Raw genomic sequence first — 16,971 nt, 5'->3', positions numbered from 1 at the left:
CTAATCATCCTTTCCGTTTTTGTCATCGGGAAGTGCAGCAGTTGTAAGTGCGGGCTGCTGCGGTTCATCGGCGCTTTCCGTAAGGATATCGCTGATCTTATCCGTCAGATATTCAATATAGGGTATGATCTTTGCATAATCAAGCCTCATGGGACCTATCAGCCCCAGAGAACCTGCTGTCTTTCCGCCCTTTTTGATAGGCGAAACGATCATGCTGGAATTGCTTATAACAAATCCTCCGTCCTCTCCGAACATCACCCTCAGACCGCTGAAGCTGTCGTCCAGAAGCTTGGAGAATTCATTTTTACGTTCAAGGAAGTTTATCACATCTTCCGCACCGATATCGTTCCTTGCAAGGAGATTTTTCTCGCCGCTCACATGAACGTCGTTCTGCATAAAGCTCTTTGCAAGCTCCCTGATACCGTTCATCAGAGGTGTAAGCGTTACGGCGTATGTTCCCATAGCCTCCGCCAGCTTTTCGATGGTCTCATCGGAAAGACTGTCAATGCTTACTCCGCTGAGGTTTTCAGTCATATAGTTGTTGAAGAACTGGAGCTGTTCGTTTGTAAGATCAAACTCCAGCCTGCACATTTTGTTCTGGATACTGCCCGATGAGGTTATCATCAGAAGCACATACATTCGCTTGCCTGTGGGTATCGCATCGACCTTTGCTATTACCGAGAACTGGGGAGATATGCTTGAAACCACTGTAACGCAGTTTGTGATCTCTGCCAGAGCCTTTGAAGCACTGTCGATGAGAGCATCCTCGGCGGGATTATCGGAATCCAGCATATTGTCAAGCATCTGCTTTTCGCTGTCGCTGAGTGCCTTTTCGGGCATCAGCTGGTCGATATAAAGCTTGTAGCCTTTGTATGTGGGGATACGGCCTGCTGAGGTGTGGGGCTGTTCAAGGTAGCCCAGCTGTTCAAGCATTGCCATATCGTTTCTGATAGTTGCGGGGGAAACTCGGATATCGGGCATTGAGGCGATGGTCTTGGAACCGACGGGCTCGCCCGTGACGATATATTCGTTCACGACAGCAGCTAAGATCTTAAGTTTTCTGTCATCCATCGGTTATCACCGCTTTCATTAGCACTTTGGATTTATCTCTGTTAGCACTCTTTCTCTCTGAGTGCTAATTATATTATACACCATTTTTTCCACTTGTCAAGGGGTTTTGCAAAATTTTTTAGCAAATTATCACATTGAGTGCTAAAATGCCCGCAAACCGCCTGATACAGCGGAATTTTTGTGATGAAACGGTGAATGAACGGGCATTGCACTCATATCTTCATATTATTTGCATTTATAATAGTAAGCCCGATATCCGCAGAAAACTGTTAAAAAGTTAATAGTTAAGAAATATTTGCGTGGTATAATAATCTTAATTGTATCAGTTTGCAAAAGGGGAGTGAGGGCTTGGCAAAAAATCATAAGCATGATACCAGCGACAGCAGGATAGCTTCGCTTAAAGCTCAGGATAAAGAGTATAACGAGATGTACCGCAAATGGCGTATCGAACACAAGCAGGACTACGGCTTCTACTTTTTCGACAACTCCGACGAGCTTACATACCGTGACGGCGAGGGCTTTATCACCGAGTATCCCGAGGCTGTCGAGCGCAGCGCCGTAACGGGGATACATTCCCTTGTGGCAAATGCACTTATCATATATATAGTAATAAACATTCTTGTCACCGCAGTGGATTATTTTACGCCCTTTAAAACGGTGCATGACCTTTCTTATAATTCACTGGGCTTTTTCACGGGCGATGAAGGCCCTGCCATTGTTATGACCTACGTGGTGAACATACTGCGCAGGCTTATACCTATATTCTATATTGTCAGCAAGACAGGCATTCCCATGAGAGTTCTTGTGCCTGTGAAAATATCCAACAAGCCTCTGTTTTTGATGGCAGTCCCTATGGCAATGTGCATTATGGGAATAAATATACTGCTCTCGAAATTTGAGTTCCTGTTTGTGGGTATGATAGGTGTTGACGGCATGAACCGAATATGGCTCCCCGATGAGCCTGTCCCGTCAGTGATGTACTGCATACTGTCCGTGCTGATAGTGCCCATTCTCAGCGAGTTTATGCACAGGGGGCTTATCATGCAGGTGCTAAGGCAGTTCGGCGACGGATATGCCCTTGTTGCCACCAGCATATTTGCGGCTATCACTATAGGAAATCCGGGAACATATCTGTTCCACTTTGTATCATCGCTGATGATAGGCTACTTTTCCATTCGCACAGGCTCGTTTATCACGGCGGTGCTAATGCGTGTGACTATCAGCGCCAGCTCCTACTTTATGACCGTGGTGAGGGATTCGGGCAGGTTTGCGGACACATATATCATCATCACCCTTATTATTGTCGTAATATACCTGACTATCGGCGTATTTTCACTTATAGCGTTTATGAAGAACCACAGCAACAAGATAAGCCTTCCGCTTTATGAGATGTATCTTAACCGCAGGGAGCGCTTTATGTGCTGCGTTACCAATCCTTCCATGATAATGTGGGTGTCCTTTGCGGTAATGCAGGTGGTGATAAACCTGGGCGGTGTGCAATGAGCGAAGAATATATGCGCCGTGCCATTGAGCTTGCAAAGGAGGCTGCCGCTGCGGGGGAAGTCCCTGTGGGAGCGGTGGTCGTAAGAAAAAAGGACGGGCTTATCGTTGGTGAGGGTCGGAACAGGCGTGAGGAGCGCCGCTGCCCCACAGCTCATGCGGAGCTTGAAGCCATTGAGCAGGCAAGCAGGTTTCTTGGCGGCTGGCGGCTTTGCGGCTGCGAGCTGTATGTTACGCTGGAGCCTTGCCCCATGTGCGCAGGGGGCATCATAAATTCACGGATAGACAAAGTGATATTCGGAGCATATGACAACAAGGCAGGCTCATGCGGCTCGCTTACAAACCTGTTTGAGCTTTCCTATAATCACCGCCCGCAGGTGTGCGGCGGATCTATGGAGGAAGAGTGCGCAGGGATATTAAAGGAATTTTTCAAAAACAGAAGGAGAAGCAAAATGGATATAAAGCTTGTTGAAGCAAAAACAGACGACCAGCTGGAAAGGGTGGCAGCCATTGCCGACCATATCTGGCACGAATATTTCCCCTGTATTCTTACAGAGGGTCAGATAGATTATATGGTGGATAAATTCTGCTCATTCAAGGCGATGAAAGAAAACATTGCAGGCGAGGGATATATCTACTACATCATCAAAAGAGGTGCCGATGATATCGGCTACACTGCCATAAAGCCCGACGGGGACAGGCTCTTTCTCTCCAAGCTCTACATCTGCAAGGAGGAGAGGGGAAAGAAATATGCCCGTGCCGCAATGGACTGCCACAAGCAGTTCGCAAGGGATCACGGCATGAGGGCGATATGGCTCACCGTAAACAAGTACAACGCAAACACCATTGCTGCATACAAGAAAATGGGATTTGAGACCATAGGCGACGGCGTTACCGATATCGGCAACGGCTACGTTATGGACGACTACTTTATGGAGTGCAGCGTATAATTAAAGAAAGGAAATGACGTATGAACGGCTACAACGGATATTATGTTGATGAACAGACCCTGCGTGAGGTCATTGAAACTGTCGGAAAGACAGCTGCCGCTGCCTGTATATCCGCATTCCTGAGCGATGTTGTTTTAAGGGCGCTCATAAGCTCACGCCCCACAAAGATAGTTGTGGAGGACGGTATCCCTGCGGCTCTTTACACCATTGGCGAGCATGACAAACCCAAGGCTGTGTATGTGTCGTCACGCCGCTCAAGAGTTGACTGGCGGCCTGTCATCTTTTTCGGAGCAGTCTTTGCGGGCTGCAAATATATCCTTGATTCAAGGGAGAAAAACATCGCCAACATAAAGACAGAGCATAAATAAGGAAAGGATTTTTGTTTTTTAATGAGTCAGGCAAAGAAGAATTACGGCAATGAAAGTATAAGCGTATTAAAGGGTGCGGACAGAGTAAGAAAGCGTCCTGCGGTCATTTTCGGCTCGGACGATCTGGAGGGCTGCAAGCACTCGGTTTTTGAGATAGTTTCCAACTCCATTGACGAGGCAAGAGACGGTCACGGCGACAGGATAATCGTCACCAAGTTCCTTGACAAGTCCATCGAGGTGGAGGACTTCGGACGAGGCTGCCCCGTTGACTTCAACAATGCCGAGCAGCGCTGGAACTGGGAGCTGGTTTACTGCGAGCTGTACGCAGGCGGCAAGTATGACAACAGCGACTATGAGTATTCACTGGGACTTAACGGTCTGGGTGCCTGCGCTACCCAGTATGCCTCCGAATATATGGACGTTGAAGTCCGCAGAGACGGATATAAATACAATCTCCACTTTGAAAAGGGCGAGAACATAGGCGGACTTTCCAAGGAGCCTTACAAGGGCAGGGCAACGGGCACTAAGACCCGCTGGAAGCCCGATTCCGAGGTGTTTACCGATATTGATATCCCCCGTGATTATTTTGAGACTATCCTTAAAAAGCAGGCGGTGGTAAACCCCAAGGTCACCTTTGTTTTCAGGTGTGAGACGGAAGAGGGCGGCTTTGACGAGGTAAGCTACTACTACGAGAACGGTATCACAGATTATCTTGAGGAGATAGTGGGGGAGGATAAGCTCACTCCCATGCAGTTCTGCTCCTGCGAGCGCAAGGGCAGGGACGCTGCCGACCGCCCCGAATACAAGATGAAGCTTTCGGTGGCTTTCACATTCTCAAAGACTGTAAGCTTTCAGGAATATTACCACAATTCCAGCTTCCTTGAATATGACGGCACTCCCCAGAAGGCTGTGCGCCAGGCTTTCCGCTCTTCTATTGATAATTATATCAAGTCAAACAACAAGTACCAGAAGAATGAAAAGTCTATCAAGGACGATGATGTGAGCGACAGCCTTGTGCTTGTTTCATCTACATTTTCCACATACACCTCCTACGAGAACCAGACCAAGAAGGCTATCAACAACAAGTCTATCTATGACAATATGGTGGATTTCCTGAAGCATCAGCTGGAGGTATATTTCATCGAAAATCCCGATGATGCCGCAAAGATAGCCGATCAGGTGCTTGTAAACAAGCGCAGCAGAGAGTCGGCGGAGCGCATCAGGCAGACAAGCAAGAACACCCTTACAAAGCAGATAGACCTGGCGAACATGGTTGAAAAGTTCGTTGACTGCCGTACCCGTGACAAATCACGCAGGGAGGTATATATCGTGGAGGGCGACTCGGCTCTCGGTTCCTGCAAGACTGCAAGAAACGCCGAATTTCAGGCTGTTATCCCCATCAGAGGAAAGATACTCAACTGCCTTAAAGCGGATTACGACAAGATATTCAAGAACGATATCATCACCGACCTTATCAAAGTGCTGGGCTGCGGCGTTGAGGTAAAATCCAAGGCGAACAAGGAGCTTTCAAGCTTTTCCATGGAAAATTTCCGCTGGAACAAGGTCATCATCTGTACCGATGCCGATGTTGACGGCTTCCAGATCAGAACACTGGTGCTGACCATGCTTTACAGGCTCACCCCCACGCTTATCGAGGAGGGCTGCGTTTATATTGCAGAGTCGCCGCTGTTTGAGATAACCACAAAGAAGATGACATATTTTGCCTATGACGAAAAGGAAAAGGCGGAGATACTTGCAAAGATAGGCGATGAAAAGTACAAGATAGACAGATCAAAAGGACTTGGCGAAAATGACCCCGAGATGATGTCCCTTACCACAATGAACCCCGAAACAAGGCGGCTCATCAAGGTAACTCCCGCAGATGCGGAGGCTACCTCAAAGATGTTTGACCTGCTTCTGGGCGACGACCTTCAGGGACGAAAGGATTATATTGCCGAAAACGGCGGCGCATATCTGGAGCTTGCTGATATTTCGTAAGCGGCTGCAAAGCAGGCAAAATGAAAGGAAATTTATTTAAATGAAGCTTGATGATCTCAGAAGAGAAATTAACGATATAGACGGGGAAATGCTCCAGCTTTTCCTGAAAAGAATGGAGATATGCAAAAGCATAGCTCTGTACAAAAAGGAAAACGACCTTCCCATTATGCAGGAGGGCAGAGAGCAGCAGGTCATTGACAAGGTAAGAGCCGCTTCTCCCGAGCATATGGCGGACGCTGCGGCGGTAATGTTCACGGAGGTAATGGACATAAGCAAGTGCCTCCAGTCAGAGGTATATACATGGGGCAGGATATACGAAAAGCCTGAGATATTCCACCCCGAAAATGCGCAGGTAATTGCCTGCCAGGGAACTTCGGGTGCATATGCCGAGGCTGCCTGCATCAAGCTTTTCGGCGAAAACAAGCCTATCCGCTTTGTGACAGGCTTCAAGGACGTGGTTGACCTGGTTGAAAGAGGACGTGCGGATTTCGGCATACTGCCTCTGGAAAACTCCACTGTAGGCTCTATTGAGGAGACCTATAACCTTATGGCAAACCACGACTTTTACATAACAAACATAGTCCGTGTGGAGATAACTCACTGCTTTGCGGTAAAGCCTGACACCGACCCTGCCGACGTAAGAAAGGTATATTCCAAGAAAGAAGCGCTGGCACAGTGCTCCAACTACATCAAAAACTGCGGATATGAGCCTTCGGAATACACCAACACCGCTCTTGCCGCTGAGATGGTGCGTGACAGCACGGACAACACTATCGGCTGCATATGCTCCAAGTCCTGCGCAGAAAAGAACGGACTTAAAATAGTTGAGGAGCACGCTGCGGACGCATATCCCAACTTTACAAGATTTATCTGCTTCTCCAAGAAGTTCATGGCGCCCGAGGGGGCAAATACTATTTCCGTATCCTTCTCCGTTCCCCATACTCCCGGAGGACTTTACAGAATACTTACCAAGTTTGCGGTTTATGGCCTTAACCTTAAAAAGATCGTCAACAAGACCCTTGCGGGCAAGGATTTTGAGGCTATCATCTTCCTGGATTTTGACGGTTCATATGCAAACCGCAAGGTGGCTGCATTCCTTGATGACCTTAAATCGGGCATGGGCTACTTCAAATTCCTGGGCAACTTCTCCGAGATATACTGATATTGCAAAGGGGGCACGTCGGCTTGAACAGATTTACCCAAACAAAGGTGCATACCGGCGGCGTGCGCCCTGTCAGTCTGCTGCTGATGGTCATATTCACCGTATGCGCATTTGCACTTATGTGGGCGGCGGTGGGCTGCCTTGACAGGATAAGCGAAAGCAGCTCGGACGCTGTTGACGGACTGGCGGCGGCTCAGCTCACTGCCAACCGTATCCGCAGCGCAGAGGGGGCTATAACCGTTTATACGGACAGCAATGGAAATTTTGAGAAAATGACCGTTTCCCGCAGGGACGGCTACGAGAATGTTATGACCTGCTCAAACGGACTGCTCAGCGAGGCACTTATCCCCGAGGGCAGCGGCGCTTCGGCAGGTGAGGGCATTTTCGAGATAAAGGGGCTTACCGTTACCGACTGCGGTGACACGGCAAAGATAACCGTTACCAGCCGCAGCGGGAACACCTGCACCGTTTATACCGCTGCGGGGGCTGAAATGACTTTTCTGACAGCGGAGGACGATTGAGTGAGAAAGAATATTTTCGGCATCAGGCGTGCAGACGGGGGCATTTTGCTTGATTCGTTTTTTACCGAGCTTGTGCTGATAATCCCTGTGTTTGCCATATCCTGCTGTGCGGTGCTCCAGATGTTCTCCATTGCCGCAAAGATGGCGGAAAACAGGCAGATAAAGGCTTCTGCCATTGCCTGTGCCCAGTCGTGGTGCGAGCTGTACAGTGCGGGAAGATCGTTCGAACAGTGTGCGGAGGAGCTTTTCGGCATATCGGGGACTGCCATTATCACAGACAGCAGCTTTACATACGACCCTGAGGGGAATATAAGCATCATAATAAGCGAGGATACCGAGGACTCAGCCTACGGACAGATGAAAACCTCGGTCATAAATATCATATGGCAGGACGGAGAGATCTCGGAAACTGCCGCAAGATATGAGCCTGACTTTATGGAGGGTGGAATATGAAAAAGAACATCACAGTTCCGGGATTTATGACCCTTATCACCGTTTTTCTGATAGTGAGCCTTGTATCTCTGGGAGGACTTGCCTGCGCCGCAGCGGCAGGAGGTTCGGCTCTGGCTGACAGGAGTGCAGAATATCTGACCAGATACCGCAGTGCGTACAATCTTTCTGAAAAGCGGCTGGCAGAGGTTGACGGCTGCATTGCTCAGGCGGCGGAAAGCGGACTTTTTGATATGAATTTTGAGGCAATGGTCTCAGAGCTTGACTATGCGGAATATCATATAGAAAAGGACTTTTATACTGTTTCCTGCACAACGCCCGTTGACGGCAGCACTGCTGTTTACTGGGAGATAAAGGTGCCGCTTGACGCATCGGCAGAGGGGGAGCGGTACACGGTCACGGCAAGGCGCACTGTTGCGCTGGAGCCTGAAGATAGCAGCGAAGAAGAGCACATCAACGTATGGCTCGGATAGAAAGGGCTGATAATATGCGAAGCATAAGAGAGATACTGAAAGAAGCGGTCACGCTGAACGCTTCGGACATTTTTATAGTAACGGGAACGCCTGTAAGCTTCAAGGTGTTCGGAAATGTTATGCGCTGCGATGACGAGACGGTAACGCCTGCGGACTCGGCACAGCTTATGAAGGAGCTTTTTCTTCTGGCGGAGCTTGATACCGAAGCGGAGGATCTGCGCCGTGAGATGGACTTTTCTTTCTCCTTTGCGGGCGTGGGACGATTCAGAGTGAATGCCTACCGTCAGAGAGGTACACTTGCGGCAGTGCTGAGAAGCGTGCCCTTTGAGCTTCCCGACAGCGGAAAGCTTCATATCCCCGACAGCATATTGTCACTGGCGGAGAACCAGAACGGCATTATCCTTGTAACGGGAGCGGCAGGCAGCGGAAAATCCACCACCCTTACCTGTATGATAGACAAGATAAACAGCGAGCGCCCGGGGCATATCGTTACCATTGAGGACCCTATCGAGTTCCTCCACAAGCACAAAAAGAGCATTATCAGCCAGCGTGAGATAGGCATTGATACGGAAAGCTACTCCGATGCCCTGAGAGCGGCTCTCAGGCAGTCGCCCAATGTTATCCTGCTGGGCGAGATGCGTGACAATGAGACTATGAGCATTGCCATGACTGCGGCGGAAACAGGTCAGCTGGTGCTTTCGACGCTCCATACCGTGGGCGCTGCCAATACCGTTGACCGAATAATCGACGGCTTCCCCACCAATCAGCAGCAGCAGATAAGAATGCAGCTTTCCATGGTGCTTAAAGCTGTAATTTCCCAGCAGCTCCTGCCCGATACCAACGGCACTCTTTACCCCGTTTTTGAGGTAATGGTTGTCAACAACGCTATCAGGACCATGATACGTGAGAACAAGACCCACCAGATAGAGACCGTGATGCAGACCACTCAGGGTATGCAGACCATGGACAGCGCTGTTTTCAAGCTTTTCTCCGAGGGCATCATCTCCGAAGAGACGGCTGTGGAGTATGCTTCAAGCCCTGCAATGATGAGCAAAAAGATAGAATTGTCACGGGGAAAACAGTAATGATTGTATCTTTTTATTAAAGATTTGTATATTTATTGCAATACCGCCAAAACGTAAAGGTTTACGGTTGTACAAAACAACAATTTAGCCTTTTTATACAATTTTTAGTGAAAAACCTTGAAAAATCATAGCAACAGTGATATAATTACACTAAGCAGGTGGAATAATATCCCTATGCTTTAATTATGAAGTTTATCCTTTTTAATTTTTTGAGAGGAGAGATAATATATGAACGGCAATACCGATAAAAAACGTAAGATAATGCAGTCGCTGAGTGCGTTTGCATTTGCTCTTACTGTTTTTGCTGCAAATGCTCAGGGAAGCGCTTCCGCTGAGACTCTTGATTCCGCAGCTAACGGTCTTATCGTTAAAACAGCAGCAATCGAGTCCGCTGACAACGAGGGCGGTGAAGGCAGTGTTATGGGCAAGACCACTGACAGCGAAGCCAACGGCGATGATGCAGATGACATTTCCACAAACTATGACGAAGAAGAAAACGGCGATGACGGTCAGTCTGAGGACGCTGATTTCACCGATGTTGATTCCGATACCGATGAAGATGATGAGGCTGAAACAGAGCTTCGCAGCGAGGCAGGCACTACCGCATTCCTCGGCAAGGCAGCCGAGTACAACGTATTCGTTGAGAATAACTTTACCGTTAACGGCGCAGACTGCCCGGGTAATTTCGCAGTAGGCGGAAACGTTACAGTTCCCGAAAGCTATTCCGCTTATAAGACTGTTGTAGGCGGCACTATTCTCGGCGGAAGCTTCCTTAACGGATATACCACAGCCGATGCTGAGGGTATCGACTTTGCTGTAGAGTTCGCAAACCTTAGAGCTACTTCCGCAAAGCTTGCGGCAATGGTCCCCAACGGCTATGTTACCAACGGCGACTGGGGCGCTGAGATGAAGTTTGTGGGCACAAATGACGATATCAACGTTTTTACAATGTCTGTCAGCGAGTATAACAGCATTCTTGCAAACTCCTACGGTCAGCTGAAATTCACCTTTGATGTTCCCGCAGGCTCTGTTGCCATTGTCAACATCACAGGCGAGGGTTACCTTAATATGGCTGTCAACTGCGGTACATATTATGCAGGTCAGGCTGTAAGCAATGGCACTGCAAACAACGCAAATATCCTTTTCAACGTTCCCGACGCATACGGCGTTTCTATCGGAACAAGCATGGGCAACCTCCTTGCTCCCAACGCTGATGTTACTTCCACAGATATGGGCGGTCATCCTCACTTCGAGGGCCAGCTTATCTGCAAGAACTACGAGGGTGTAAATGAGTTCGGCGGCACACAGTTTGTCCCCGATGACCCCACTGCTCCCGATAAGGGCGATAACGGCGATACCAATCCCGATAATCCCGACGGCGGTGATTCCGGCAACACCAACCCCGACACTCCTACAGGCGGCGATTCAGGCAACGCAAATCCCGATACATCTACAGGTGGAGATTCGGGTAAAACAAATCCCGATACACCAACAGGCGGCGATTCAGGTAATACAAATCCTGACATTCCTACAGGTGGCGATTCGGGCAATACTGATCCCGATACACCTTCGGGCGGAGATTCGGGCAACACAAATCCCGATACACCTTCGGGCGGAGATTCGGGCAACACAAATCCCGACACACCTTCCAGCGGAGATTCGGGCAACACAAATCCCGACACACCTACAGGTGGAGATTCGGGCAACACAAATCCCGACACACCTACAGGTGGAGATTCGGGCAACACAGATCCTGACACACCCACAGGTGGAGATTCGGGCAACACAAATCCTGACACACCTTCCGGTGGAGATTCAGGCAACACTGATCCCGATACACCTTCCGGTGGAGATTCGGGCAACACAAATCCTGACACACCTTCCGGTGGAGATTCGGGCAACACAAATCCCGATACACCCACAGGTGGAGATTCAGGTAACACCAACCCTGACATACCTACAGGTGGAGATTCAGGCAATACTGATCCTGACACACCTACAGGTGGAGATTCGGGCAACACCAACCCTGACACTCCTACAGGCGGCGATTCGGGCAACACAAATCCCGATACACCTACAGGCGGCGATTCGGGCAACACTGATCCCGATACACCTACAGGCGGGGATTCCGGTAACACCAACCCCGACACTCCTACAGGCGGAGATTCGGGCAATACTGATCCTGACACACCTACAGGTGGAGATTCGGGCAATACTGATCCTGACACACCTTCCGGTGGAGATTCGGGCAACACCAACCCTGACACACCTTCCGGTGGAGATTCGGGCAATACTGATCCCGACACACCAACAGGTGGAGATTCCGACAGCACAACACCTGATACCCCTGACAACGGTGATTCCGGAAATACAAATCCTGATACTCCCGATAACGGCGGTTCGGACAATACAAATCCCGATACACCAACAGGTGGAGATTCAGGCAACACAAATCCCGATACACCTACAGGCGGCGATTCGGGCAATACCAATCCTGACACACCAACAGGTGGAGATTCGGGCAATACCAATCCTGACACTCCCACAGGCGGCGATTCGGGCAATACTGATCCCGATACACCTACAGGTGGAGATTCAGGCAACACAAATCCCGACACACCTACAGGCGGAGATTCAGGCAACGCAAACCCTGATACTCCCGACAATGGTGGTTCCGGAAATACAAATCCTGATACTCCCGATAATGGCGGTTCGGACAATACCAATCCCGGAACTTCCGACAGCACAACACCTGATATCCCTGACAACGGTGGTTCCGGAAATACAAATCCTGATACTCCCGATAATGGCGGTTCGGACAATACCAATCCCGGAACTTCCGACAGCACAACACCTGATATCCCTGACAACGGTGGTTCCGGAAATACAAATCCTGATACTCCCGATAACGGCGGTTCGGGCAACACCAATCCCGACACGCCCAACACAGGCGATCATGACAGCACTACTCCCGATACACCTGATACCACACCTGATGTTCCCACAGTTCCTGATACACCCAACACCTCTACAGGCACAAGTGTAACAACGGGCACATCTACAAATACCACCGATACCGAAACAACAGAGACCAACACCACTTATATTGAGGTTTATGACTCTGATGTTCCTCTTACCGATATGGTAATTGTAGAGGATGGCGATGTTCCTCTTACTGACTTCTCCGCAGTTTCCAATCCTAAGACAGGTGAGAGCCGCACTCCTCTCTATGCAGCAGAAGCCGCAGCCGTTATCTCGGCTATTGCTCTTGCATTTGCCACAAAGAGAAAGTACAGCGGAAGCAAGTATTCCGAATAATATCGGTTAAGCAAAAGCTGCTCTGCAAATATCGTATTGCGGAGCAGCTTTTTTATATAATACTGATCCTCAATCAGCCTATAGACAAATCCTTGGCTTTGCCTATAGAACGATTAAATATCAGTATAAATTTAATTTCCTAAAACCCTATTGACATTCTCGGAAAAAAGGAGTATAATAATACTAATCTACTATGAAATATATGATTTGATAGATGAAAGGAAGGTTAGTTGTTATGAAAATATCTACCAAGGGCAGATATGCACTTCGTATGATGTGTACCCTTGCGGCAAATGATAACGGAACTGCCATTCCTCTGCGTGACATAGCCGAAAGCCAGAATATCAGCGTAAAATATCTTGAACAGATAGTTATTCTTCTCAGCAGAGCGGGCTTTGTAAAGAGCGTAAGAGGTGCGCAGGGCGGATATAAGCTTACAAATCCCCCGAAATATTACACCGTTGGAATGATACTCCGACTGACAGAGGGCAATCTTGCTCCCGTTGTTTGTCTTGAGGACAATGTGAACACCTGCGAACGTGCTGCCGAGTGCGAGACACTTTATGTGTGGGAAAAGCTTTACGAGGCTATAACAAACGTTGTGGATAACATTACCGTTGAGGATATCATAACTCATTCCCGTGAGCATTTGTCCGATAATTATGTTATATAATAAAAATCCCTGCCTCGTGTGAGACAGGGATTTTTATTGTATTGATGAAATAGTATATCACTTCAGCTCGGCAATAACATCGGACATATCGTAAAGCCCTGCGGTCTTGTCAGCAAGGAACACGGCTGCGTTTACTGCGCCTACTGCGAAAACTTCCTTTGAAGCAGCGGAGTGGCTCAGGGTGATCACCTCGTCACGGCCTGCGAAGATGATGTCATGCTCGCCTACGATCGTGCCGCCTCTGATAGAGTGCATACCGATCTCGTACTTTTCACGCTTCATTCTGCGGGAATGACGGTCGTAAACATAGTGATACTTGTCGTCGAGGACACTGTTGATAGCGTTTCCAAGCATAATGGCAGTGCCGCTGGGAGCGTCTATCTTCTGGTTGTGATGTTTTTCAACTATTTCGATATCGAACTGACCGCCGAGAAGCTTTGCGGCTGTCTTAGCGAGGTTTGCAAGCAGGTTGATGCCCAGAGACATATTGAAAGAGAAGAACACGGGAACCTGCTCTGCTGCGGACTTTATCTTTGCTATCTGCTCATCGGAGAAGCCTGTGGTTGCGATAACAACGGGAGTGCCTGTGGAAAGGCAGTATTCAAGGAGCTTATCCAGTGCGGAGGGGTGAGAAAAGTCGATGATAACATCGGGCTTCTGAGGGAGAAGTGCAGGCTCGGATACGATAGGGAACTTTCCGTTGTCGGCGGTGTTAAGGTCAATTCCGCTGATAACGGTGCAGTCGTCACGCTCTGCAATAATGGAGCTGATGACATGACCCATTTTGCCGTTGGCGCCTGTAATGGTCACATTTATCATATTTTAAACATTCCTTTCGCATATACAGCACGGGCGGCATCAAGCCGCCCTGTTTTGCTTATTACTTGATGATGCCTGCGTTCCTGAGAGCGGCAGCCAGCTTTTCTTTCTTAGCATCTTCCATTTCATAAAGGGGCAGACGGCAGGGACCTGCGTCAATTTCCATCATATTGAGGGCTTCCTTTACGGGAATGGGGTTAACGTCGATGAAGAGAGCATTTGCAAGCTCCAGTGACTGAGCCGCAAGCTTTGCAGCCTCTGCGCAGTTATTATCGAGACAAAGCTGAGCGATATTGTGCGTAAGCTTGGGAGCAACGTTTGAAAGAACGGAGATAACGCCCTTTCCGCCCAGAGCCATGATAGGAACTATCTGGTCATCGTTGCCGCTGTAAACATCAAGCTTGTCGCCGCACTCTGCAATGAGCTTTGCAATAGCGGAGATATTTCCGCTGGCTTCCTTTGCAGCTGCGATGTTCTTATGCTCGGCGAGGATCTTGTATGTGTCAAGAGAAATGTTAACGCCTGTTCTGGAGGGAACGTTGTAGAGGATAATTGGGATATTTACAGCGTCCGCAATGGCGGTGTAGTGAGCCACCAGTCCTCTCTGGGAGGTCTTGTTGTAGTAAGGAGTTACAACCAGAAGTCCGTCAGCGCCCATAGCCTCGGCGTCCTTGGAAAGCTCGATGGCATATGCTGTATCGTTGCTTCCTGTGCCTGCGATAACGGGTATTCTCTTGTTTACCTTTTCAATAGTGTAGCGAATGCACTCTCTGTGCTCGTCATCGGTAAGAGTGGAGCTTTCGCCTGTGGTTCCGCAGATGATGATAGCGTCTGTGCCGCCTGCGATCTGCATTTCGATAAGCTCGCCCAGAGCCGCATAATTTACGGAGCCGTCATCGTGCATAGGGGTAACGATAGCAACGCCTGCGCCTGTGAAAATAGTATTTTTCATAATATCAGCCCTTTCTCAGATCTATTGTATATGTGAGCCATCCGTCGTCGGAGACTCCGCCTTGTTTTGCGTAGAAAGCCTGAGCACTGCTGTTCCAGCCGAGACATTTCCACTCGATCTTGATGCAGTCCAGTGCTTTTGCGGTCTCGTTTATCTTATCAAAAAGCATTTTTCCGATACCGCTGCCTCTTTCGGCTTCTTCCACAAAAATATCTTCAATGTAGAAAACACGCTTTCCCGAAAAAGTTGCCAGCCTGTAGATGCTGTAAACAGCCATTCCCACAGCTTTGCCGTCTTTTTCGGCGATGATTCCGCCAAGACCGTTAGGCTCCGACATCATTTCACGGATTCCCTCGGGAGTGGCAGAGCATACATCTGACATCTTTTCGTATTCCGCCAGCTCCCTTATGAGCCTGCACAGCTCGGGAGCGTCGGAAACATCAGCATTTCTTACAATAACCGCACTCATGGCGTTATCAGTCAAAATAGCCCTTTGCAGCGAGAAGCTCAGCCATAAGAACGGCTCCGCCTGCTGCGCCTCTCAGAGTGTTGTGGGAGAGGCAAACGAACTTGTAGTCCCAGATGATATCGTCTCTCAGACGGCCGATAGAGATAGCCATGCCGTTTTCAAGGTTTCTGTCAAGCTTTGCCTGGGGACGGTTATCCTCGGTGAAGTAGTGGAGGAACTGCTTGGGTGCGGAGGGAAGCTCCAGCTCCTGAGGAACGCCGCTGTACTCTGTCCAAGCCTTGATAACTTCTTCCTTGGTAGGCTTCTTGTCGAACTGAACGAAGATAGCTGCGGTGTGACCGTCGGAAACGGGAACTCTCAGGCACTGAGAGGAGATCTTGGGACCGTCGGCATTGACGATCCTGTTGCCTTCGATGTGACCCCAGATCTTAAGAGGCTCCTGCTCGGACTTTTCTTCCTCTCCGCCGATGTAGGGGATAACGTTGTCGATGATCTCGGGCATTGTCTCAAAGGTCTTGCCTGCGCCTGAAATTGCCTGATATGTGCAAACCATAGCCTGCTTGATTCCGTACTTATCCTTGAGAGCGTTGAGAGCGGGAACATAGCTCTGGAGAGAGCAGTTGGACTTAACTGCGATAAAGCCTCTCTTTGTGCCAAGTCTTTCTCTCTGAGCCTTTATTATTTCAATGTGCTCGGGGTTGATCTCGGGAACGACCATGGGAACGTCGGGAGTAGCTCTGTGAGCGGAGTTGTTGGATACAACGGGGCACTCAGCCTTTGCGTACTTTTCCTCAAGTGCTCTGATCTCGTCCTTCTTCATATCAACAGCGCAGAAAACGAAATCTACCTGAGAAGCGATCTTCTCGATATCTGCTGTTGCGTCAAGAACGATCATATCCTTGAACTGCTCGGGGATATCCTGCTTCATTGCCCACTTTGCGCCTACTGCGTCCTCATATCTCTTGCCTGCGCTTCTGGGAGATGCTGCCAGGACCTTTACATTGAACCAGGGGTGATTTGCCAGCAGGAGTGAAAAACGCTGACCTACCATACCTGTTGCGCCGATTATACCTACGTTGTACTGCTTCATCTGAAATACTCCTTTATTATTTAATAAAATTTTACAGAGAAATAAAAAAAATCGGTTGAAAACCGATCCATC

The 16,971-nt window shown here is 49.0% G+C and carries 16 protein-coding genes and 1 pseudogene; 12 read left to right on the top strand and 5 right to left on the bottom strand.

The window, feature by feature from the left end; translation table 11 throughout:
* Entirely contained in the window at nucleotides 1–1,071 is a 1,071-nt protein-coding gene (gene hrcA, locus OCV68_RS12565) for a heat-inducible transcriptional repressor HrcA (RefSeq protein ID WP_147622843.1), read from the bottom strand.
* Between the two features lie 348 nt (nucleotides 1,072–1,419).
* On the opposite strand from hrcA, the gene OCV68_RS12560 reads away from it, so the two are divergent.
* The 12 genes and pseudogenes from OCV68_RS12560 to OCV68_RS12505 all read left to right on the top strand — a co-directional run bounded on the left by OCV68_RS12560 (nucleotide 1,420) and on the right by OCV68_RS12505 (nucleotide 13,569).
* Nucleotides 1,420–2,574, top strand: coding sequence for a CPBP family intramembrane glutamic endopeptidase (locus tag OCV68_RS12560; protein WP_262573154.1), 1,155 nt, complete (start codon nucleotides 1,420–1,422; stop codon nucleotides 2,572–2,574).
* Nucleotides 2,571–3,023 (top strand): annotated as a pseudogene (locus OCV68_RS12555) (nucleoside deaminase); the annotation flags it as partial. The gene OCV68_RS12560 and the pseudogene OCV68_RS12555, both read left to right, overlap by 4 nt.
* On the top strand, nucleotides 3,024–3,521 hold the full coding sequence (locus tag OCV68_RS12550; protein WP_262573227.1) for a GNAT family N-acetyltransferase: 498 nt from the start codon (nucleotides 3,024–3,026) through the stop codon (nucleotides 3,519–3,521).
* Between the two features lie 20 nt (nucleotides 3,522–3,541).
* Nucleotides 3,542–3,889, top strand: coding sequence for a hypothetical protein (locus tag OCV68_RS12545; protein WP_022475199.1), 348 nt, complete (start codon nucleotides 3,542–3,544; stop codon nucleotides 3,887–3,889).
* A 21-nt stretch (nucleotides 3,890–3,910) separates the two neighbouring features.
* A complete protein-coding gene (locus OCV68_RS12540) occupies nucleotides 3,911–5,887 on the top strand; it encodes a DNA gyrase/topoisomerase IV subunit B (protein ID WP_262573152.1) in 1,977 nt (658 codons plus the stop codon).
* 40 nt (nucleotides 5,888–5,927) lie between these two features.
* The gene (locus OCV68_RS12535) at nucleotides 5,928–7,049 is read left to right on the top strand and encodes a bifunctional chorismate mutase/prephenate dehydratase (protein WP_262573149.1); all 1,122 of its coding nucleotides are present in this window, start codon (nucleotides 5,928–5,930) and stop codon (nucleotides 7,047–7,049) included.
* A 23-nt stretch (nucleotides 7,050–7,072) separates the two neighbouring features.
* Nucleotides 7,073–7,570, top strand: a complete 498-nt coding sequence (locus OCV68_RS12530) for a hypothetical protein (RefSeq protein ID WP_262573148.1) — start codon at nucleotides 7,073–7,075, stop codon at nucleotides 7,568–7,570.
* Entirely contained in the window at nucleotides 7,571–8,023 is a 453-nt protein-coding gene (locus tag OCV68_RS12525) for a hypothetical protein (protein WP_262573145.1), read from the top strand.
* Nucleotides 8,020–8,493, top strand: coding sequence for a hypothetical protein (locus tag OCV68_RS12520; RefSeq protein WP_022475204.1), 474 nt, complete (start codon nucleotides 8,020–8,022; stop codon nucleotides 8,491–8,493). Before OCV68_RS12525 ends, OCV68_RS12520 begins: the two co-directional genes overlap by 4 nt.
* Nucleotides 8,494–8,507: 14 nt before the next feature.
* Nucleotides 8,508–9,578: a type IV pilus twitching motility protein PilT gene (locus OCV68_RS12515; protein WP_022475205.1), complete on the top strand. Its 1,071-nt coding sequence runs from the start codon at nucleotides 8,508–8,510 to the stop codon at nucleotides 9,576–9,578.
* Between the two features lie 228 nt (nucleotides 9,579–9,806).
* A complete protein-coding gene (locus OCV68_RS12510; RefSeq protein ID WP_262573143.1) occupies nucleotides 9,807–12,896 on the top strand; it encodes a collagen-binding domain-containing protein in 3,090 nt (1,029 codons plus the stop codon).
* A 235-nt stretch (nucleotides 12,897–13,131) separates the two neighbouring features.
* Entirely contained in the window at nucleotides 13,132–13,569 is a 438-nt protein-coding gene (locus tag OCV68_RS12505) for an RrF2 family transcriptional regulator (RefSeq protein ID WP_022475357.1), read from the top strand.
* Between the two features lie 57 nt (nucleotides 13,570–13,626).
* On the opposite strand, the gene dapB is transcribed toward OCV68_RS12505, so the two are convergent.
* From dapB to asd, 4 genes are all read right to left on the bottom strand, one after another.
* The gene (gene dapB, locus OCV68_RS12500; protein ID WP_022475358.1) at nucleotides 13,627–14,388 is read right to left on the bottom strand and encodes a 4-hydroxy-tetrahydrodipicolinate reductase; all 762 of its coding nucleotides are present in this window, start codon (nucleotides 14,386–14,388) and stop codon (nucleotides 13,627–13,629) included.
* A gap of 61 nt (nucleotides 14,389–14,449) precedes the next feature.
* The gene (gene dapA, locus OCV68_RS12495; RefSeq protein ID WP_022475359.1) at nucleotides 14,450–15,340 is read right to left on the bottom strand and encodes a 4-hydroxy-tetrahydrodipicolinate synthase; all 891 of its coding nucleotides are present in this window, start codon (nucleotides 15,338–15,340) and stop codon (nucleotides 14,450–14,452) included.
* A gap of 4 nt (nucleotides 15,341–15,344) precedes the next feature.
* Nucleotides 15,345–15,824, bottom strand: a complete 480-nt coding sequence (locus OCV68_RS12490) for a GNAT family N-acetyltransferase (protein WP_147622850.1) — start codon at nucleotides 15,822–15,824, stop codon at nucleotides 15,345–15,347.
* The gene (gene asd, locus OCV68_RS12485; RefSeq protein ID WP_147622851.1) at nucleotides 15,817–16,899 is read right to left on the bottom strand and encodes an aspartate-semialdehyde dehydrogenase; all 1,083 of its coding nucleotides are present in this window, start codon (nucleotides 16,897–16,899) and stop codon (nucleotides 15,817–15,819) included. Before asd ends, OCV68_RS12490 begins: the two co-directional genes overlap by 8 nt.
* Nucleotides 16,900–16,971: the final 72 nt, after the last annotated feature.

It is taken from the genome of Huintestinicola butyrica (assembly GCF_025567215.1).
Lineage (GTDB): Bacteria > Bacillota > Clostridia > Oscillospirales > Ruminococcaceae > Huintestinicola > Huintestinicola butyrica.
The sequence above is the reverse complement of the archived record's forward strand: the minus strand, read 5'-3'. Positions and strand labels throughout refer to the sequence as shown.